This window comes from Amycolatopsis sp. FDAARGOS 1241, from assembly GCF_016889705.1.
In the GTDB taxonomy this organism is placed as follows: Bacteria; Actinomycetota; Actinomycetes; order Mycobacteriales; family Pseudonocardiaceae; genus Amycolatopsis.
Genome location: NZ_CP069526.1, coordinates 3,764,786 through 3,782,007, shown reverse-complemented (window position 1 = coordinate 3,782,007; position 17,222 = coordinate 3,764,786). Strand labels below are relative to the sequence as shown.

Here is a 17,222-nt window from a genome sequence, read left to right as displayed (position 1 = left end):
GGGCTCAGCCGGCGACGGCCAGGCCGCCGCCGACCGGCGGGACCTGGCCCGTGAGCCGGTCCGCGAGCGGGTCGGCCAGGCCGAGGATCCAGGCGGCGATGCCGGCGGGCCGGCCGCGGCGGCCGAGCGGGATGCGCGCGGCATCGTCGGTTTTGACACTCCGCTTCGAGCGCCGGTTTCGACGCGCCGTAGTGCGGCTCCGGGCCATGGCCGGTGTCCGTAGGTGACAGATACGTTGCCGGGGGCGCCGCGGGTCTGGTTGAGGTGCTTGAGCGCGACGCTCGCCAGCAGGCTCGGGGCCGCGACATCGACGAAGAAGAGCCGTCTGAGGGCGGCGGAAGTCCGTCAAGGACATGCCGGTGAAACTCCCGGCGTTGTCGACCAGCACGTCGAGCCGGCCCCACCGGGCGACGGCTTTGAGCGCTGCCGGAGCCGAGCGTGGCTCGGCTCGACAAGCCCGACCGCGGCACCTAACCTCACTAGAGCGATCGTTCTAGTGGGAGGTGCCATGCCGACGATCGAGCTGTCCGCGGGACCGATCGACTACGCCGACACCGGCGGCGAGGGGCCCGTGGTCGTGTTCACCCACGGGTTCCCGATGAACGAGACGCAGTGGCGCAAGGTCGTGCCGCTGCTGGCCGGGTACCGGTGCGTGCTGCCGACGCTGCCGCTGGGCGCGCACCGGTGGCCGATGCGCGAGGACGCTGATCTGTCCCAGCGCGGACAGGCGCTGCTGGTCGGTGAACTGCTCGAACGGCTGGGACTCGACGACGTCACCCTGGTGCTCAACGACTGGGGCGGGCCGCAGTTCCTGCTGTCCGAGGGCCGCGCCGAGCGCGTCGGGCGGCTGGTGCTGGTGGCGTGCGAAGCGTTCGACAACTTCCCGCCCCCGCCGGCGCGACCGCTGGTGCACCTGGCCAAGGTGCCGGGCGGCGTCTGGGTGCTGATGCGCCTGCTGGGCACGAAGTTCTTCCGCCACCACGAAAAGGCCTACGGCGGGCTGAGCAAGCACGGCATCCCCGACGAGGTGCTCGACGGCTGGTTCGCTCCCGCCACCCGTGACGGCAGGATCCGCCGCGACCTGGCGAAGTTCGCCGTCTCCACGCCGGAGCGCGAGGTGCTGCTGAAGTGGACCGCCCGGCTCGGCGACTTCGACCGTCCGGTGCTGGTCGTCTGGGCACCGGAGGACCGGATGATGCCGCGCCCCCACGGCCGGCGGCTGGCGGAGCTGTTCCCTCAGGGCCGGCTCGTCGAGATCACCGACTCGTGGACGCTCGTGCCCGAGGACCAGCCCGAACGCCTGGCCGAAGTCCTGCGGGAGTTCGTGCCCGCGTAGCACTGCGGCCACGGGCCGGGCTGCGTCGGTCGTCGCGTTCGATCGCGCCGCCGGGTGTGCTCATGTCGCCTGTCCCGGGCGTGCCGGCGGCGAGTCCGTAGCGCAGGAACACGGTGGCTTCGGACCGGCTGCGAGCGGTTCGAGGCGCGTGACGTTCGTGGGCACCGCGCCACCGTCGAACACCTTCTTCCCGACTCCGAGCACGATCGGGTGCGACCAGAGGCCGAGCCGTTCGAAGAGCTTCTCGCGCAGCGGGGTCTGCACCAGGTTCAGGCTCCCGACGACCCGCATGTGCTCGTGCCGGTCCCGGATCTCGCGCACCGCGGCGGGCAGGCCCGGGCCGAGCTGCATGAACCCGGCCCACGAGACTCGGGCTCGCCGCGGGAGTCCACGTATTTCACGACGCTGGTGAAGAGCGTGGCGATCTCGTGGTCCTCGCCGCCTTCCTGGTGCGCCCGGTAGGCGGCGAAGCGGTCATCCGTCCGCCGACCTGCGCCCCGGTGACCTCGTCCAGCAGCGGCGCCTGCCAGCCGCCGTACGGGAACCCGACCGGGTCTCCTCCAGCCGCCGGGCGATGGCCCGATGAGATCGAGGATCGCGAACAGCTCGAGGTGGATGAGGCCCATGCCGAACTCCCCGTGACGTAGTTGGCTCGGCGAAGGTGATCCTGCGGGCAGAGCCATCGCTGCGGCACCCGCCGGCCGGCTCGAAGCGCAGCACGGTCCCTGCTCACGCCGAAGACCGGAACGCCCCATGCGCACTGCCTGCTCACGCTGGCCGACCGGCCGGCCGAACCCCGGCAACCGGCGCGGCCGCAGGTCAGCCCGGCGGGTCCTGGCCCGGCACCGCCGCGACGGCCTCCACCTCGGCCGCGTAGTCCGGCCCGGCGAGCGCGGCGACGACCAGCAGCGACTGCGCGGGGAAGTCGCCGTCCGGGAACCACCGCGCGAACGCTTCGGCCTGCGCCGCGCGGTAGCCCGCGAGGTGGTGTGTGCCGGCGACGAACGTCTGCAGCTTCACGAGGTGCTCGGGCCCGGCGCCGGCCGCGGCCAGCACCGCCTCGATGTTGGCGAAGATCTGCCGCGCCTGGCTCTCCGCGCCGGCGCCCGCGAGCGCGCCGTCCGGGCGAAGGCCGAGCTGGCCGGCGACGAACACCAGCCGGTGTCCCGGCGGCACCTCCGCCAGATGGCTGTACCGCCCCAGCGGCGGCGCGACTCCTGCGGGGTTCCGGCGGCGCGACGACATGCCGCCGATGCTCTCATGGTCCACCGTTTCGCGGCGGCTCGTCCGGGTAAGCCGGAAAGGAAGCGACCCGACCGACGGAAGGACGTCGACCCATGAGCACGATCACCGAGCACGTCGATGTGCGAGTCCCGGTCTCCGCCGCCTACAACCAGTGGACGCAATTCGAGTCGTTCCCGCGTTTCATGGCGGACGTGGAAGAGATCCGGCAGCTCGACGCCACCCACACGCACTGGAAGGTAGCGATCGGTGGCGTGACGCGCGAATTCGACGCGACGATCACCGAGCAGCACCCGGACGAGCGCATCGCCTGGGCGTCGGACTCCGGGCCGACCCACGCGGGCGTGATCACGTTCCACCGCCTCGACGACGAGACCACGCGCGTCACCGCCCAGATGGACCTGGACCCCGAGGGGTTCGCGGAGAACGCGGCCGACAAGCTCGGCGTCCTCGACCGCCGGGTGCAGGCTGACATGCAGCGGTTCAAGACGTTCATCGAGCACCGCGACGGCCGCGAGACCGGGACGTGGCGCGGGGACGTCGCGCCGCCGCCCCAGAGCTGACCGCGGTTTCACGCCCGGTGCTCAGTGGTAACCCGGAGGCAGGAAGGGAGCTCACGATGCCTGCCGACGAGAAGCACCTGGAAGAGCAGCTCGACGAGGTGCGCCACGCGATCCGGGACGCCAAGGACGCAGCCCAGGAAGAGCGCGAGTCGCGCCCGAACCCGATGGGTGACACCGCGCGCGACTCGCAGGAGGAGGCGCCCGGACAGCGTTGAGCTTCCCGGGTTCACTCGCCGCCGGAGCCCTTGGCCGCCCACAGGTTCACGGCCACGCCCACCGCGAGGGCGGCGCACCAGATCACCAGGTAGCCCGGAGCCCAGTGGCGGATGAGCGCGATCAGCCCGACGGCCAGGCACAGCCCGGTCCCGATCGCGGTGAACAGCGAGATGGCGCTGGCCGGTCGTCCTGCCATGGCTTCCGGGTACCCGCCCGGCCGGCCGACGAAAGCCCGAAGGAGCTTCCGATGACCGAACCCGAAACGCCCGAACGAGACGACCCCTACGGCGACACGCCGGAGGCGCAACGCGAGACGCTGCGCGGGGAACAAGGCACGTCACGCGACCCGCACGACGACACCGACCCGCAGTCCGGCTCCGGCTGACCTCCGTTTCGCCGGTGGCCGGGCGGGTATCCGCCGGGCAGGACTCTCGCAGGACCAAGGAGGAGCCGTGCCGCAGCAGAGCTGGAACAGCAAGCGAGAACGCCAGTACGAGCACATCAAGTCGTCGCAGCAGGACCGGGGCGCGAGCGAATCGCGCGCCGAGGAGATTGCCGCGCGCACGGTGAACAAGAACCGCGCCCGCTCCGGAGAATCCCGCTCCGCCAGCAAGACTTCGCTGCGCGACAAGAGCCCCCAGCAGCGCGGCGGCGAACGCAGCGGCAAGCGTCTCGGCCCGGGCGGTCCCACGAAGGACCAGCTCTACAACGAGGCCAAGAAGCGCAACATCAAGGGCCGTTCCAGCATGACGAAGAAGGAATTGGCCAGCGCGCTGGGTCGCTGATACCCACCTCGCCCCGCCGGCGGTGCCCACCGCCGGCGGGCGCTCCGTGTCCGGTGTGGACACCGTGATTGCGTTCCGCCCCACGCCGTTTGCCGGCGGGATCCCGTGCCGTCCGGCCCACCACCACCTGAGGGAGAGCTCGTGACCAGCCGGCTCGTCGCTGTCGCCGTGGATTGCCGGAACCCGGAGGCGCTGGCGGAATTCTGGCGGGAGGCCCTGGACTACCGGGAGACGCACCGGTGGACCGACAGCCACGGCGTCACGTACGTCGAGCTGAGGGCACCGGACCGGCCGTCGCTGCTGTTCCAGCCGGTGCTCGAAGGAAAGACGGTGAAGAACCGCCTGCACCTGGATCTCGCCCCGCGGACCGTCGACCAGCGCGACGAGGTCGAGCGCCTCGTGACCCTGGGCGCGAAGGTCCTCGCCGACCCGGAGGACGACCACTGGATCGTGCTGGCCGATCCCGAGGGCAACGAGTTCTGCGTGCTCCCCCGCCGGTGAGTCACCGGCCGAGCGCGGTGACGGGCTCCTGCGGGCGGCCGCGCGGCCGCAGCCCCTCGGCGGTGAACATCCGGTGCAGCAGCTGGATCGCGACGGAGCCCTCGCCGACGGCGGACGCCACGCGCTTCACCGAGTCGTGCCGCGCGTCGCCGGCGGCGAAAACGCCCGGCATGCTCGTCTCCAGGGGCAGGCGGGTGCGAGCGATCGGCCAGGAGCAGCCGTCGAGGTCGGCTCCGGTGAGGACGAAGCCACGTTCGTCGCGCCGGATCTCCGGGGGCAGCCAGTCGGTGTGCGGCAGGGCACCGATCATCACGAACAGCCCGTCGGCGGGCACCGTCTCTACTTCGCCGGTCCGGCGGTCGCGCAGGACGAGGTGGTCGAGCCACCCATCGCCTCCGCCGCCGACGATCTCGGTGGCCAGGCGCACGTCCAGCCGCGGCGTCGCGGCGATCTCCCGCGTGAGGTAGTGAGACATCCCCGCGCCCAGCGAATCGGCGCGGACCAGCAGGGTGACGCGGCGGGCGTAGCGGGCCAGGTACAGCGCGGCCTGCCCGGCCGAATTGCCGCCGCCCACGACGAAGACCTCGCGGTCGGTCGCACCGGGCGCCTCCGAGGCCGGGCCGCCGTAGTGGACGCCGGCGCCGCTCAGCTCTTCGAGCCCGGGCACGCCGAGCCGGTGGTAGGCGGCGCCCGTCGCGAGCAGCACGGCGCGGGAGTGCACCCGCGTGCCGTTGCTGAGCGTCAGGGTGAGCTCGCCATCGCGTTCGAGGTCGACCGCCCGTTGCATGAACACGAACTTCGCCCCGAACACCCAGGCCTGGTCGTAGGCCTGCTGGGCCAGCCGGCGGCCGCTGACGCCACGCGGGAAGCCGAGGTAGTTGCGGATCAGCGAACTGGACGTCGCCTGCCCGCCGAGCCCGCCCTCGTCGACGACGAGCGTGCCGAACCCTTCCGACGCGCCGTACATGGCCGCCGACAGCCCCGCCGGTCCCGCCCCGACGATGACGAGGTCGAACTCCATGCGCTCCGGGTCGACCGGCGCGCCCGTCGCGACGGCGATGTCGGCGTCGGTGGGGTTGCGCAGCACGTTGCCGTCGGGGAAGACGACGAGCGGGAGCCCGCCGTCGGCACCGACTTCGGCGATGAGCGCGCGGCCCTCGTGGGAGTCGGCCAGCGAGAACGCGTGCGGGATCGCGCAGCGCCCGAGCACCTTGCGCAGCTCGTAGGCCCGGCCGGACCACGACTCCCCGACGACGTGGATCGTGTACGGCGAGGTGCGCCGCGCTTCCGTCCACTCGAGCAGGAGGTTCGAGATGGCGTGGTGGAAGACCTCGTCGGGCGCGGCGAGCGGGCGGAGCACGTAGTGGTCGATGTGCCCGCGGGCGATCGCCTCGAAGATCGCCTCACCCGTCTCCCGGTCGCCCCATTCGCCCCAGGCGATCAGCAGGCCGCGTTTGGCGTGCGGATGCAGGCGCCGGACGCGGCTGAGCAATTCACCGCCGGTCATCCCGGAAAGCCATTGCCCGGACAGCACCAGCGCGACGTCGTCGAGGTCCTTGAGGCTCGCCAGTGCGTCGTCGGGAGTCGTGAAGGTGAGGACGCGGTAATGGCGCCCGTAGCGCTCGCGCAATTCCCGCCCGAGGTCGCGCAGCACATCCGCGTCCCCGTCGACGGCGACGAGCACGGCGCCGGACATGCCCTGACCCTAGCGGCCCGCAAGCCGCCCGCCGCCCGGCGGTTTTTCAGCGATTCCCGCCGGGTAGCCAGGAGGGGCCACCGCTTCCGGGAGGATCCATGGACCGCGAACCGAAGCCCGTCCTCGACGCGCCCTGCCGCACAGTCGTCCGCTACCGGCTGTTCGCTCGCTTCGCGGCCCGCCCGGGGCTGCGCCGCCTCCTCTCCGGGAGCGGCTTGCAGCTCGACGCCGAGGGGCCTGCGGGTCCGCCTCGGGCCCTGGGTCGTCACCACCGCGCTGGGCAACCTCGCCGGCGCGACGGTGACGGGCCCGTTCCACGCGGTCCGCGCCCTCGGGCCCCGGCTCTCCCTCGCCGATCACGGCCTGACGCTGGGCACCTCGACGGCCCGCGGCGTGTGCATCCGCTTCCACCACGCGGTGCCGGGACTCGACCCGTTCGGGCTCCTGCGCCACCCCGCCCTGACGGTGACGGTGGACGAACCGGATCTCGTCGCGCGGGCGATCAACGAGATCGCGCGGTGACCCGAGCCACCCGGATGGTTGACCGCGTCCACGGCGGGTATCCCCGGTGCAGCAACCCGCTTGGAGCATTTCGATGAGCACCCACGACCTCGCGACCGTCTTGAGCGAGGACCACCTCCGGTTGAGCAGCATCTGCACCGAACTCGAGCTGGGGCCCGGCAGCCCCGAGAACCGCCGGGAGCTGGCGGACCACCTGATCGCCCAGCTGGTGCGGCACGAAGTGGCCGAAGAGCCCCACGTTTCCCCCAGCCCGGCGCTCGCCGGAGCCGACGACCTCATGCGGCGGCTCGAGGGCTTGGGCCCGCAGGACACCCGGTTCGAGTGGCTGCTTTCGCAGCTGATCCGCGCGGTCCGGCGGCACCTGCGGGAAACCGGCCTCGTCCGGCTGAAAGCCCGCTACAGCACCGCGCGGCTGCGCGATCTCGGTGACGAGGTCCTGGACCGCCGCAAGGCGGCTGTGTCCGTCCCGCACCCGGCGATCGCGGACCGGGCGCAGGTGGCCACGCTCCTGCGGACCGGACCCGGGTTCGTCGACCGGGCGCGGGCGGCTCTGACATCCGTCCACTGAGGACGGAAGGGTTTCGGCGCACCCGCACCGGGTACGCCGGGATCATGAGCGATCCAGAGCACCCCGCGGTGACTGTCCGGCCCTACGCGAGCCCGTTGCCTCTGGGGTTCTTCTGCTTCGGCATCGGCATGGCACTGCTCGGCGGGATCGGGCTGGGCCTCGTGGACGGCGACCAGCTGCGCACGGCCGGCATCCTGCTCGCCGGCTTCGTCTTCCCGCTCGAGTTCCTCGCCGCCGTCATGGCGTTCCTCGCCCGCGATACCGGTGCGGCGGCTGCCCTCGGCCTCTTCGCGACGTCGTGGCTCGGACTGGGCGTGGTGCACATCGTGGCGCCGCAGCAGCACACCAGCGTCGCCCTGGGGTTCTACCTGGGCGCCTTCGCACTCACGCTCGTGCCGCTGATCGTCGTCGCGTTCCTGGGCAAGGCGTTGCTCGGGATCGTGCTCACCGTGTCCGCCGTGCGCGCCGCCCTGTCGGCGGCGTACCAGTTCGGAGCGCCCACCGCGATCGAGCACGCCGGCGGCTGGGTGGCGTTCGCGCTGTTCGCCTTGGCGCTCTACGCGGGCACAGCGTTCCTCGTCGAAGACGTCCGGCAGCGCACGACGCTCCCGATCCTGCGGCGGGCCGCTGCCCGGCAAGCGCTCGAAGGCGACCTTTCCCGGCAAAACGCCCGCCTGCCGCACGAGGCAGGGGTTCGGAATCAGCTGTGAGGTGTGTAGCGCCGCGCCCGGGCGGGTAGCCCTCGTTCGAGCAGTGCGCCGAACCCGGGAGGTCAGCCGTGACCGAGGTGAAGACCAGGGCGGAACCGATCAAACTCAGCCCGCGCCACTCCCCGCGCGGTGCGGTGTTCCTGGCCCTGGTTCGCACCACCGACCCCAAGAAGATCGGGCTGCTCTACCTCACGACCGCGACGGCGTTCTTCCTCGCCGGCGGCGCGATGGCCCTGCTGATGCGCGCCGAGCTCGCCCGCCCGGGCCTGCAGTTCCTGTCGCAGGAGCAGTACAACCAGCTGTTCACCATGCACGGCACGATCATGCTGCTGCTGTACGCCACGCCGATCGTGTTCGGCTTCGCGAACTTCATCCTGCCGCTGCAGATCGGGTCCCCGGACGTCGCGTTCCCCCGGCTCAACGCGTTCTCCTACTGGCTCTACCTCTTCGGTGGCCTGATCGTGCTGAGCGCGTTCCTCACGCCCGCCGGCGCGCCGGACTTCGGCTGGACCGCCTACACGCCGCTCTCGGACGCGGTGCACTCCCCCGGCGTTGGCGGCGACTTGTGGATCATGGGGCTGATCGTGTCGGGGCTCGGCACGATCCTCGGCGCGGTCAACATGATCACCACGATCCTGTGCCTGCGCGCGCCCGGCATGACGATGTTCCGGCTGCCCCTGTTCACCTGGAACATCTTCTTCACCGGGATCCTCATCCTGCTCGCGTTCCCCATCCTGACCGCCGCGCTCTTCGCGCTGGAGGCCGACCGCCGGCTCGGTGCGCACGTGTTCGACCCGGCCAACGGCGGCGCCATCCTGTGGCAGCACCTGTTCTGGTTCTTCGGTCACCCCGAGGTCTACATCGTCGCGCTGCCGTTCTTCGGGATCGTCACCGAGATCATTCCCGTGTTCAGCCGCAAACCGCTCTACGGCTACCGGCTCATGGTGTTCGCGACCATCGGCATCACCGCGCTTTCGGCGACGGTGTGGGCGCACCACATGTTCGCCACCGGCGCGGTGCTCCTGCCGTTTTTCTCCATCCTGACGTTCCTGATCGCTGTGCCGACCGGGATCAAGTTCTTCAACTGGATCGGCACGATGTGGAAGGGCTCGCTCTCGTTCGAGACACCGATGCTGTGGTCCACCGGGTTCATGGTCACGTTCCTGCTCGGCGGGCTCACCGGCGTCATCCTCGCCGCGCCGCCGCTCGACTTCCACGTGCACGACACGTACTTCGTCGTCGCGCACTTCCACTACGTCCTGTTCGGCACCATCGTGTTCGCCACGTTCGCCGGCATCTACTTCTGGTTCCCGAAGATGACCGGGCGCATGCTCGACGAGCGCCTGGGCAAGTGGCAGTTCTGGCTGACGTTCATCGGGTTCCACGCGACGTTCCTGGTGCAGCACTGGCTCGGCGCGGAAGGCATGCCGCGCCGTTACGCCGACTACCTGTCCTCCGACGGGTTCACCACGCTCAACACCGTGTCCACGATCGGCTCGTTCGTGCTCGGCGCGTCGATGCTGCCGTTCATCTGGAACGTCGTGAAGAGCTACCGCTTCGGCGAGGTCGTCGAGGTGGATGACCCGTGGGGCTTCGGCAACTCGCTCGAGTGGGCGACGACGTGCCCGCCCCCGCGGCACAACTTCCACGAGCTGCCGCGCATCCGCTCCGAGCGGCCGGCGTTCGAGCTGCACTACCCTGCGATGGTCGACCGGATCAACGAAGAGAAGCACGTCGCCCGGCGCGGGCACCACCGCGTGCAGATGTAGGAGCCACCGCATGAGCAAGGTCGACGACGTCCTCGCCGAGTACGGCACCACGCACGCGGACCAGGCCGGCATCAAGCTCGCCGACAAACCGCAACCGCTGTACCAGCTGCTGGTGCTGACCACGCTGATGTCGGCGCGCATCGGCACGGACATCGCCATCGAGGCGGCGAAGGAGCTGTGGCGGGCGGGTTGGAAGACACCGCGGGCCATGCGGGACTCCGAGTGGATCGACCGCGTGCACGCGCTCGGCCGCGGCCACTACGTCCGCTACGACGAGAGCACGGCCCGCTACCTGGTCGACAGCGCGGAATTCCTGCGCGAGCGATATCGGGACGACCTGCGCGGCCTGGCCGAAGCCGCCGGCGGGTCCGTGAAGAAACTCGAAAAACTGCTCACGGAGTTCCCGCGCATCGGCCCGACGGGCGCGCAGATCTTCTGCCAGGAGGTCCAGGCGGTGTGGCCGTGGGTACGCCCGTACTTCGACAAGCGGGCGCTGACGGGCGCCGGGAAGGCCGGGCTGCCCGGCGATCCGGCGAAGCTCGCGGATCGCGTGTCCGGTTCGGACCTCGCTCGGCTGGCCGCGGCACTGGTGCAGGTGAACTTCCACACGAAGAAGCGCTGACCCCTGGGTTTTCAGCTGTGCGGCACCGGGAATTCCGCGACGGAGGAAGGGTTCCCCGGTGAGCGAACCCGACCGGCCCGCCGCCGAGTCCGACCCGGCCGCCCTGAGCGCCGCGCCGGACCTCGACGAGGACGAACTGCAGGCCGACCCGCTCGAAGCGGGCATGGACTCACCCGAACACTGGAGCGGCGTGGACAAGTACGGCATGACGCCCCGCGAACAAGCCGAGCCGCGGCCCTTGGACGAGCGGCTCGCGGAGGAACGTCCGGACGCGGCCACCGAAGCGGCGCAACGCAATTTGCGCGCGCCCGATGTTCCATCGGATGAGGACATCCGCTGAGTGACGTGCCGAGGTGCCGGACCCCGGCGGGCCCGGCACCTCGGCGTTTGGAGCACAGTTCAGAATGAGGTCGATGTGTCGGTGTCGTGTGCGGCGGCGGCGTGCAAGATCGCCAGGGTGCTTGTGGAGATCGGCCCGGTGGGCTGTCGGCTCGGCTTGAACCGCTGATTCCGGTTCCTGAGCGGCGTTTCTGTTATCCAGGCCGCAAGCGCACGGACGAGCGGCCCCCGGGATCGGCTGGAACCATCCGCCGGCCAGTCGAACGCACCTTCGCCTGGTGCAAAGGCTTCCGCCGTCTACGCATCCGCGCCGAACGCCGAGCCGACGTCCACCAAGCCATCATCAGTCTGGCCTGCTCAGAGCGTTCGGCACTCAGTCCGTCTCACTCAGTCCCGGTCAGTCGTAGGAGAGGGCCTCGACCAGTTCACCCGCCGCGAGGTGGGGCATCGCGCGGGCGACGTCGGCCTGGGCGATCATGCCGACCAGGTTCCGGCCGTCGATCACCGGCAGGCGGCGGACGCGGTGTTCGGACATGGTCCGCAGTACGTCTTCCACGTCGTCGTCCGCGCCGATGGTGACGGCCTCGCCCTTGGGCGAGTTCGCCGACGTGCACCGCACGGGGGTCTTTGCCCTCCGCGAGGACCTTCACCACGATGTCGCGGTCGGTGAGCATGCCCTTGAGCCGCTCGTCCTCGCCGCACACGGGCAGGGCGCCGACCCCCAGGCGCGCCAGGGTTCCCGCCGCGTCGAACACCGTGTCCGATACGCGGGCGCAGGTGACGTCCGAAGTCATGATGTCGCGCGCGATTGTCATCGCCGAATCCCTTCTGTCCACGGGTGAAGTTCCGGATAACCGGGGAGGGCGCGGCTAATCGCCCGGGCCGGCCGTCCAGCCGCCCTCGCGTTCGCTCGCCGAGACGTCCGAATCCGCCACCGCCGTGTGGGCCAGTGCCGCGACCGTTTCCTCCAGACCACGCTGGATCTCGGCCGCCGAGCCCTCGCGGACGCTGCGCAGCGTCACCTTCACGCGGCTCGCGGCGGGGCCGGACTCGGCGATGCTCAGCTCGCCCCGGTAGTCGTGCGGGCCTTCGGCGCCCCACGACAGCGTGCGCGTGCCTTCGTCGACCTTCAGCCACGCCTCGCCTTCGACGTGCTCGCCGTGGATGTCGGCTTCGACGTGGACGGTGTCACCGCCCTCCGGTTCGGCCTCGGTCATCTGGGTGAAGTAGTGCGGCAGGTTACGGGGTTCGCGCAGGTACGCGAACAGCTCGTCCGCCGGCAGATCGACGGTGGCGCTGTGGTGGTAGTCGGCCACGGGGATCACCTCCTGGCCGGCCGGGTACCCACCGGCTCCGGACGCTACCCGCGCTCGGCCATCCGCTCGCGCTGCGGCACCACGACGTACTTCGGGTCCTTCGCCGACTCCACGCCCGCCTGGTAGACGCCGAACCGCGTGCACAGCCCGGCGGCGAGGTACGCCGCCCCGCTGGCCACCGCCGCGACCTTGCTGCGCCGCGCGGCCAGCGACAACGCGGCGCCCGCCGCCGTCAACCCGCGAGCGGCCTTCAGCAGTTTCCCCGCCCGGCCCGTCCGGTACGGCTCGGAAACCACCCCCAGCCCGTGTTCGAGCTGCCGTGCCACCACCAGCTCGGCGGCCGCGCCGACGAGGCCCGCACTCACCACCGGCCCGACCTCGTCCCGCGGGGCCGCGATCAACGCCGCGCCCGCACCGCTGGTCAGGGCGCTGCCCGCGAACAGGAACGGCAGGTGGCCCCGCGCTTCGTGCCACGACGGGGTGGCCGTGTCGGCCAGCAGCACCGCCGTGTACGTGCACATCGCCGGACCGGCGACGCCCGCCGCGGCACCCGCGAGCTTCCCGATCGGCCGCAGCAGCCCCGTTTCCGCCGACCCCGCCGACGCCGCGGCCAGTCCCGAAAACGGCGCGAGGATCCACGACCCCACCGACAGCGGCGACGTCGGCTTCAGCACGCGCAGCATGTGCAGGAACCGCGCCGGCCGGCCGAGGTCGTGGATCAGCGCGACGACGCTCGCCCCGGCGCCGGCGGCGGCGACGAGCCGGCCGACGCGCGCGAGAGCCGGACGGCCGGTCAGGTCCGCGAGGCTCGCCATCGTCGCCGACGAACCGGCGGCGCCGCCGAGGAACAGGTACAGGGGCACGTCCGGCTGCTTCCACGCCGGTTCCTTGAGGATCGGCTGCCCGTAGTACGACGTGAACTCGACCGGGTCGACCATCGTCCGTTCGGCGCGCGGGCTCATCGGCGCCGTCCCAGGAACGAGACCACGAGCGTGCCCGCGACGCCGAGAGCCGCGGCCGCTGCGCGTTTCCACATCTGCGGCAGGTGTTTCGTCGGCACGACCGGGTCCGGCGGGAAGCCGTAGACCTCCGGTTCGTCCAGCAGGAGGAAGAACGCGCCGTTCCCGCCGACGCCATCGTCGGGGTCGCGGCCGTAGAGCCGGGCCTCGCCCACGCCGGACTCGTGGAGCTCGGCCACCCGGGCGTCGGCCCGCGCGCGCAGCTCGTCGAGCTCGCCGAACTGGATCGAGTCGGTCGGGCAGGCTTTGGCGCACGCCGGTTCCAGGCCGGCGCCGAGCCGGTCGTAGCAGAGGGTGCACTTGAACGCTCGCCCGTCGCTCTCCCGCTTCTCGATCACGCCGTACGGGCAGGCGGGCACGCAGTAGCCGCAGCCGTTGCAGATGTCCTGCTGCACCACGACGGTGTCGAACTCGGTGCGGAACAGCGCGCCCGTCGGGCACACGTCGAGGCAGCCGGCGTGGGTGCAGTGCTTGCACACGTCGCTCGACATCAGCCAGCGCACGCCCGGTTCTTCCGAGTCGCCGTCCTGCGAAGGCGCACCCACCGTCGGCATGCCGAGGTCCACGGCGGGCCGGGTGGGCTGCTCGACGAACGCGACGTGCCGCCAGGCGTTCGCACCCAGGTCGCCGGTGTTGTCGTACGACGTGCCGAGCAGGTCCAGCTCCCGGCCGGGTACGTCGTTCCACTCCTTGCACGCGACTTCGCACGCCTTGCAGCCGATGCACACCGTGGTGTCGGTGAAGAAGCCCATCCGCGGCTGCGTGCCGTACTCAGCCATCCGCCCTCCTGCGGTACTTCTCGACGAGTTCCAGCAGCGCCGGCCCGCGCGGGCGCCGCCCGGGCACGATGTCGCACGTCGCCACTTTCGACTCCTGGATGTACACGTTCGGGTCCATCACCACGCTCAGCAGGTCGTTCGCCGCGTCGCCGCGCGAGAGCCCGTTCGGGCCCCAGTGGTAGGGCAGCCCGACCTGGTGGATCGTGCGGCCGCGGACCTTCAGCGGTTTCATCCGCGCGGTCACCAGCACCCGGGCCTCGATCGCCGTGCGGGCCGCGATGATCGTGGCCCAGCCTCCGTTCTCCAGTCCGCGTTCGGCCGCGAGTTCCGGCGAGACCTCGCAGAAGAACTCCGGCTGCAGCTCCGACAGGTACGGCAGGGTGCGGCTCATCCCGCCCGCGGTGTGGTGCTCGGTCAGCCGGTAGGTGGTGAACACATACGGGTAGACCGGGCTGCGCGCCGGGTTGTACGGGTTCGCCGCCGCGTCGATCGTCTGGCGCGCCGGGTTGTGCTGCTGCGTGTACAACGGGTTGTCCACCGGAGACTCGAACGGTTCGTAGTGTGCGGGCAGCGGGCCGTCGGCGAGGCCGGCGGGTACGTAGAGCCACGCGCGGCCGTCGGCCTGCATGATGAACGGATCGGCGCCGCCGATCGCGTCCTGGGCTTTCGCGCCCGTGGGCGGCTCGTAGTCCGGCGGTTTCGTCACCTCGAAATCGGGGACGTCGGGCCCGGTCCAGTGGCCCTGATCGGAGTCCCAGTACACGTACTTCTTGCGTTCGCTCCAGGGTTTGCCGTCCGGGTCGGCCGACGCGCGGTTGTAGAGGGTGCGCCGGTTCGCCGGCCACGCCCACGCCCATTCACCGGCCACCCAGTCCTGTTCGGACCCGGGTTTCCGGTCGGCGGCGTGGTTGTGCCCGTCGGCGCGCACGCCGCAGTAGATCCAGCACCCGCACGCCGTCGACCCGTCGTCCTTCAGTTGCGTGTACGACGACAGCGGACCTCCCGGGCCGTGGCCGTTGATCTCGGCCAGCACCGACTCGGCCGATGGGTCACCGGTGGGGCTCTCTGTCGGGTAGCTCCAGGTCAGGTCCTGCACCGGGCGGTCCCGCGGATCCGTGCTGTCCGCCAGCTTCTCGCGGATCAGGCGGCCGAGGTGGTAGTAGAACCACAGGTCGCTGCGGGCGTCGCCGGGCGGTTCCACGGCCTTGTGGTGCCACTGCAGCAGCCGCTGCGTGTTGGTGAAGCTGCCGTCTTTCTCCGTGTGCGCGGCGGCGGGCAGGAAGAACACCTCGGTACCGATCTCGGTGCTCGAGAGCTCACCGGTCTCGATCTCCGGGCCGTCCTTCCAGAACGTCGCGGACTCGATCATCTGCAGGTCGCGCACCACCAGCCAGTCGAGGTTCGCGAGACCCAGCCGTTGCATCTTGCCGTTGGCCGACCCGACGGCCGGGTTCTCGCCCACGAGGAAGTAGCCCTTGCAGATGCCTTCGAGCTGGTTGCGGACGGTGGCGTACGTGCCGTGGTCGCCGGTCAGCCTCGGCAGGTAGCCGAAGCAGAATTCGTTGTGCGGCTGGGCGGCGTCGCCCCAGTACGCCTTGAGCAGACTGACCATGTACGCGTCCATGTTGCCCCAGAACCCGGTGGCGCCGGCGTCGGTCGCGACGTAGTCGTCGAGCCCGAAGTGCTGGTGGGCGTGGGGCATCGGCAGGTAACCCGGCAGGATGTTGAACAACGTCGGGATGTCGGTGGAGCCCTGGATACTCGCGTGCCCGCGCAGCGCCAGGATCCCGCCGCCCGGCCGGCCGATGTTGCCCAGCAGGGTCTGCAGGATCGACGCGGTACGAATGTATTGCACGCCGACCGTGTGCTGCGTCCACCCGACCGAGTACACCCACGCCGTGGTCCGGTCGCGGGTCGAGTTCTTCGTGACCGCCTCGGCGATCTCGAGGAACTGGCGCACGGGGATACCGCAGATGTCCGCGACGGCTTCCGGCGTGTACCGCGAAAAGTGGCGCTTGAGGACCTGGTAGACGCAGCGGGGGTGCTGCAGCGTCTCGTCCATGTGCGGCTTCCCGCCGACGGCCGCGCCGCCGCTGCCGTACGTGTCGGCGCGTGCGGTGCTCTGGTGGCCTTCGCCGCCGTGCTGCTGCTCACCGGGGAGCTCGGCCTCGCCGGTGCCCGCCGACGGCAACGTCGGCACCCCTTCGTAGGCCCAGCTCGACACGTCGTACTGCTTGCGCTCGGGGTCGTAGCCGGAGAACAGGCCGTCGAGGTCCTCGGTGTCTCGGAAGTCCTCGCGCAGGATCGCCGCGGCGTTGGTGTAGGCCAGCACGTACTCGCGGAAGTCCAGTTCGTTGTCGAGCACGTAGTTGATCAGCCCGCCCAGGAACGCGATGTCCGAGCCCGCCCGCAGCGCCGCGTGGGTGTGCGCGAGCGCGCTCGTGCGGGTGAACCGCGGGTCGACGTGGATGATCTTCGCTCCGCGGGCCTTCGCCTCCATGACCCACTGGAAGCCCACAGGATGGGCTTCGGCCATGTTCGAGCCCTGGATGACGATGCAGTCGGCGTTGGCCAGGTCTTGCATGAACGTCGTGGCGCCACCACGACCGAAGGAGGTCCCCAGACCGGGAACCGTGGCGGAGTGTCAAATACGGGCCTGGTTCTCGATCTGGAGCGCGCCGAGCGCCGTGTAGAGCTTTTTCATCAAATAGTTCTCTTCGTTGTCCAGCGTCGCGCCGCCGAGACTGGCCAACCCGAGCGTGCGCTTGAGCTGCACGCCCTTTTCGTCCGTCTCCTCCCAGGTTTCGGCGCGTGTACGCAGGACCCGCTCGGCGATCATCTCCATCGCCTCGTCGAGCGGCAGGCGTTCCCATTCGGTGCCGTAGGGCCGCCGGTAGAGCACCTCGGTGACCCGGCCGGGGCTGGTGACGAGCTGTTTGCTGGCCGAACCCTTGGGACACAGGCGGCCGCGCGAGATCGGCGAGTCCGGGTCACCTTCAATCTGGGTGACGCGGCCGTCCTTGACGTAGACATTCTGGCCGCAGCCGACCGCGCAATAGGGACAGATGGACTTCACGACGCGATCGGCGTCGCCGGTGCGCGCGTGCCACTCCTCGGACCCGCGCGACTTGGCCGCCGCGCCGCGGGCCAGCCGGTCGGGACCGGTCAGCTGCCGGTAGACGGGCCAGCCCTCGAACCACTGCCGGACACCCATGCGTGCCAACATAATCCCTTCGCGA

General features: G+C 70.8%; 21 protein-coding genes and 2 pseudogenes. 13 read left to right on the top strand and 10 right to left on the bottom strand.

Going from position 1 to position 17,222, the window contains the following annotated elements; genetic code table 11:
- Positions 1 to 4: 4 nt before the first annotated feature.
- Positions 5 to 208 carry an SDR family oxidoreductase gene (locus I6J71_RS18605; RefSeq protein WP_204095861.1) on the bottom strand — a complete coding sequence of 68 codons (204 nt, stop codon included), beginning with the start codon at positions 206 to 208 and terminating at the stop codon, positions 5 to 7.
- Positions 209 to 508: 300 nt separating this feature from the next.
- On the opposite strand from I6J71_RS18605, the gene I6J71_RS18600 reads away from it, so the two are divergent.
- Positions 509 to 1,336, top strand: a complete 828-nt coding sequence (locus tag I6J71_RS18600; protein ID WP_204095860.1) for an alpha/beta fold hydrolase — start codon at positions 509 to 511, stop codon at positions 1,334 to 1,336.
- A gap of 60 nt (positions 1,337 to 1,396) precedes the next feature.
- On the opposite strand, the gene I6J71_RS18595 is transcribed toward I6J71_RS18600, so the two are convergent.
- Both I6J71_RS18595 and I6J71_RS18590 read right to left on the bottom strand, forming a co-directional pair.
- Complete coding sequence (locus I6J71_RS18595; RefSeq protein ID WP_204095859.1) at positions 1,397 to 1,687, bottom strand: dihydrofolate reductase family protein; 291 nt, start codon at positions 1,685 to 1,687, stop codon at positions 1,397 to 1,399.
- Between the two features lie 468 nt (positions 1,688 to 2,155).
- Positions 2,156 to 2,581: a RidA family protein gene (locus tag I6J71_RS18590; RefSeq protein ID WP_204097127.1), complete on the bottom strand. Its 426-nt coding sequence runs from the start codon at positions 2,579 to 2,581 to the stop codon at positions 2,156 to 2,158.
- Positions 2,582 to 2,673: 92 nt separating this feature from the next.
- On the opposite strand from I6J71_RS18590, the gene I6J71_RS18585 reads away from it, so the two are divergent.
- Together I6J71_RS18585 and I6J71_RS18580 are read left to right on the top strand one after the other, a co-directional pair.
- The gene (locus I6J71_RS18585) at positions 2,674 to 3,141 is read left to right on the top strand and encodes an SRPBCC family protein (protein WP_204095858.1); all 468 of its coding nucleotides are present in this window, start codon (positions 2,674 to 2,676) and stop codon (positions 3,139 to 3,141) included.
- A gap of 56 nt (positions 3,142 to 3,197) precedes the next feature.
- Entirely contained in the window at positions 3,198 to 3,356 is a 159-nt protein-coding gene (locus tag I6J71_RS18580; protein ID WP_204095857.1) for a hypothetical protein, read from the top strand.
- 11 nt (positions 3,357 to 3,367) lie between these two features.
- Here I6J71_RS18580 and I6J71_RS18575 read toward each other — a convergent pair whose 3' ends face one another.
- Positions 3,368 to 3,553 carry a hypothetical protein gene (locus I6J71_RS18575; RefSeq protein ID WP_204095856.1) on the bottom strand — a complete coding sequence of 62 codons (186 nt, stop codon included), beginning with the start codon at positions 3,551 to 3,553 and terminating at the stop codon, positions 3,368 to 3,370.
- Positions 3,554 to 3,604: 51 nt separating this feature from the next.
- Between I6J71_RS18575 and I6J71_RS18570 the strand changes: the two genes are divergently transcribed.
- From I6J71_RS18570 to I6J71_RS18560, 3 genes are all read left to right on the top strand, one after another.
- Entirely contained in the window at positions 3,605 to 3,742 is a 138-nt protein-coding gene (locus tag I6J71_RS18570) for a hypothetical protein (protein WP_204095855.1), read from the top strand.
- A gap of 67 nt (positions 3,743 to 3,809) precedes the next feature.
- On the top strand, positions 3,810 to 4,142 hold the full coding sequence (locus I6J71_RS18565; RefSeq protein ID WP_204095854.1) for a plasmid stabilization protein: 333 nt from the start codon (positions 3,810 to 3,812) through the stop codon (positions 4,140 to 4,142).
- Positions 4,143 to 4,283: 141 nt separating this feature from the next.
- Positions 4,284 to 4,643, top strand: coding sequence for a VOC family protein (locus I6J71_RS18560; protein WP_204095853.1), 360 nt, complete (start codon positions 4,284 to 4,286; stop codon positions 4,641 to 4,643).
- 1 nt (position 4,644) lies between these two features.
- Here the strand turns inward: I6J71_RS18560 and I6J71_RS18555 are convergent, their stop codons facing one another.
- Positions 4,645 to 6,339 carry an FAD-dependent oxidoreductase gene (locus I6J71_RS18555; RefSeq protein ID WP_204095852.1) on the bottom strand — a complete coding sequence of 565 codons (1,695 nt, stop codon included), beginning with the start codon at positions 6,337 to 6,339 and terminating at the stop codon, positions 4,645 to 4,647.
- Positions 6,340 to 6,639: 300 nt separating this feature from the next.
- On the opposite strand from I6J71_RS18555, the gene I6J71_RS48375 reads away from it, so the two are divergent.
- The 7 genes and pseudogenes from I6J71_RS48375 to I6J71_RS50830 all read left to right on the top strand — a co-directional run.
- Positions 6,640 to 6,861 (top strand): hypothetical protein, encoded by a 222-nt coding sequence (locus I6J71_RS48375; protein WP_239155011.1) that lies wholly within the window; start codon positions 6,640 to 6,642, stop codon positions 6,859 to 6,861.
- 73 nt (positions 6,862 to 6,934) lie between these two features.
- Positions 6,935 to 7,429, top strand: coding sequence for a hemerythrin domain-containing protein (locus tag I6J71_RS18545; protein ID WP_204095851.1), 495 nt, complete (start codon positions 6,935 to 6,937; stop codon positions 7,427 to 7,429).
- A 44-nt stretch (positions 7,430 to 7,473) separates the two neighbouring features.
- Complete coding sequence (locus I6J71_RS18540; protein WP_204095850.1) at positions 7,474 to 8,139, top strand: GPR1/FUN34/YaaH family transporter; 666 nt, start codon at positions 7,474 to 7,476, stop codon at positions 8,137 to 8,139.
- A gap of 68 nt (positions 8,140 to 8,207) precedes the next feature.
- A complete protein-coding gene (gene ctaD, locus I6J71_RS18535; protein WP_204095849.1) occupies positions 8,208 to 9,908 on the top strand; it encodes a cytochrome c oxidase subunit I in 1,701 nt (566 codons plus the stop codon).
- 10 nt (positions 9,909 to 9,918) lie between these two features.
- Positions 9,919 to 10,530 (top strand): endonuclease, encoded by a 612-nt coding sequence (locus I6J71_RS18530; RefSeq protein WP_204095848.1) that lies wholly within the window; start codon positions 9,919 to 9,921, stop codon positions 10,528 to 10,530.
- Between the two features lie 58 nt (positions 10,531 to 10,588).
- Positions 10,589 to 10,870, top strand: coding sequence for a hypothetical protein (locus tag I6J71_RS18525; protein WP_204095847.1), 282 nt, complete (start codon positions 10,589 to 10,591; stop codon positions 10,868 to 10,870).
- Positions 10,871 to 10,956: 86 nt separating this feature from the next.
- Positions 10,957 to 11,175, top strand: a pseudogene (locus tag I6J71_RS50830) (hypothetical protein); the annotation flags it as partial.
- Between the two features lie 91 nt (positions 11,176 to 11,266).
- On the opposite strand, the pseudogene I6J71_RS18520 reads toward I6J71_RS50830, so the two are convergent.
- From I6J71_RS18520 to fdh, 5 genes and pseudogenes are all read right to left on the bottom strand, one after another.
- Positions 11,267 to 11,684, bottom strand: a pseudogene (locus I6J71_RS18520) (CBS domain-containing protein).
- A 54-nt stretch (positions 11,685 to 11,738) separates the two neighbouring features.
- Positions 11,739 to 12,185: an SRPBCC family protein gene (locus tag I6J71_RS18515; protein ID WP_204095846.1), complete on the bottom strand. Its 447-nt coding sequence runs from the start codon at positions 12,183 to 12,185 to the stop codon at positions 11,739 to 11,741.
- Between the two features lie 44 nt (positions 12,186 to 12,229).
- Complete coding sequence (gene nrfD / locus I6J71_RS18510) at positions 12,230 to 13,147, bottom strand: NrfD/PsrC family molybdoenzyme membrane anchor subunit (protein ID WP_204095845.1); 918 nt, start codon at positions 13,145 to 13,147, stop codon at positions 12,230 to 12,232.
- A complete protein-coding gene (locus I6J71_RS18505) occupies positions 13,144 to 13,983 on the bottom strand; it encodes a 4Fe-4S dicluster domain-containing protein (RefSeq protein WP_204095844.1) in 840 nt (279 codons plus the stop codon). The genes nrfD and I6J71_RS18505 overlap by 4 nt, the downstream gene beginning before the upstream one ends.
- Positions 13,976 to 17,197 carry a formate dehydrogenase gene (fdh, locus tag I6J71_RS18500; protein WP_239155009.1) on the bottom strand — a complete coding sequence of 1,074 codons (3,222 nt, stop codon included), beginning with the start codon at positions 17,195 to 17,197 and terminating at the stop codon, positions 13,976 to 13,978. The genes I6J71_RS18505 and fdh overlap by 8 nt, the downstream gene beginning before the upstream one ends.
- Between the last annotated feature and the right edge of the window lie 25 nt (positions 17,198 to 17,222).

What these genes read in the sequence shown, in the direction of transcription:
- I6J71_RS18545 (WP_204095851.1), top strand. Translation starts at nt 6,935, where the DNA reads ATGAGCACCCACGACCTCGCGACCGTCTTGAGCGAGGACCACCTCCGG.
- I6J71_RS18585 (WP_204095858.1), top strand. Translation starts at nt 2,674, where the DNA reads ATGAGCACGATCACCGAGCACGTCGATGTGCGAGTCCCGGTCTCCGCC.
- I6J71_RS18505 (WP_204095844.1), bottom strand. Translation starts at nt 13,983, where the DNA reads ATGGCTGAGTACGGCACGCAGCCGCGGATGGGCTTCTTCACCGACACC.
- I6J71_RS18590 (WP_204097127.1), bottom strand. Translation starts at nt 2,581, where the DNA reads ATGTCGTCGCGCCGCCGGAACCCCGCAGGAGTCGCGCCGCCGCTGGGG.
- I6J71_RS18530 (WP_204095848.1), top strand. Translation starts at nt 9,919, where the DNA reads ATGAGCAAGGTCGACGACGTCCTCGCCGAGTACGGCACCACGCACGCG.
- I6J71_RS18540 (WP_204095850.1), top strand. Translation starts at nt 7,474, where the DNA reads ATGAGCGATCCAGAGCACCCCGCGGTGACTGTCCGGCCCTACGCGAGC.
- I6J71_RS18595 (WP_204095859.1), bottom strand. Translation starts at nt 1,687, where the DNA reads ATGCAGCTCGGCCCGGGCCTGCCCGCCGCGGTGCGCGAGATCCGGGAC.
- I6J71_RS18580 (WP_204095857.1), top strand. Translation starts at nt 3,198, where the DNA reads ATGCCTGCCGACGAGAAGCACCTGGAAGAGCAGCTCGACGAGGTGCGC.
- I6J71_RS18605 (WP_204095861.1), bottom strand. Translation starts at nt 208, where the DNA reads ATGGCCCGGAGCCGCACTACGGCGCGTCGAAACCGGCGCTCGAAGCGG.
- I6J71_RS18555 (WP_204095852.1), bottom strand. Translation starts at nt 6,339, where the DNA reads ATGTCCGGCGCCGTGCTCGTCGCCGTCGACGGGGACGCGGATGTGCTG.
- I6J71_RS18575 (WP_204095856.1), bottom strand. Translation starts at nt 3,553, where the DNA reads ATGGCAGGACGACCGGCCAGCGCCATCTCGCTGTTCACCGCGATCGGG.
- nrfD (WP_204095845.1), bottom strand. Translation starts at nt 13,147, where the DNA reads ATGAGCCCGCGCGCCGAACGGACGATGGTCGACCCGGTCGAGTTCACG.
- I6J71_RS18570 (WP_204095855.1), top strand. Translation starts at nt 3,605, where the DNA reads ATGACCGAACCCGAAACGCCCGAACGAGACGACCCCTACGGCGACACG.
- I6J71_RS18600 (WP_204095860.1), top strand. Translation starts at nt 509, where the DNA reads ATGCCGACGATCGAGCTGTCCGCGGGACCGATCGACTACGCCGACACC.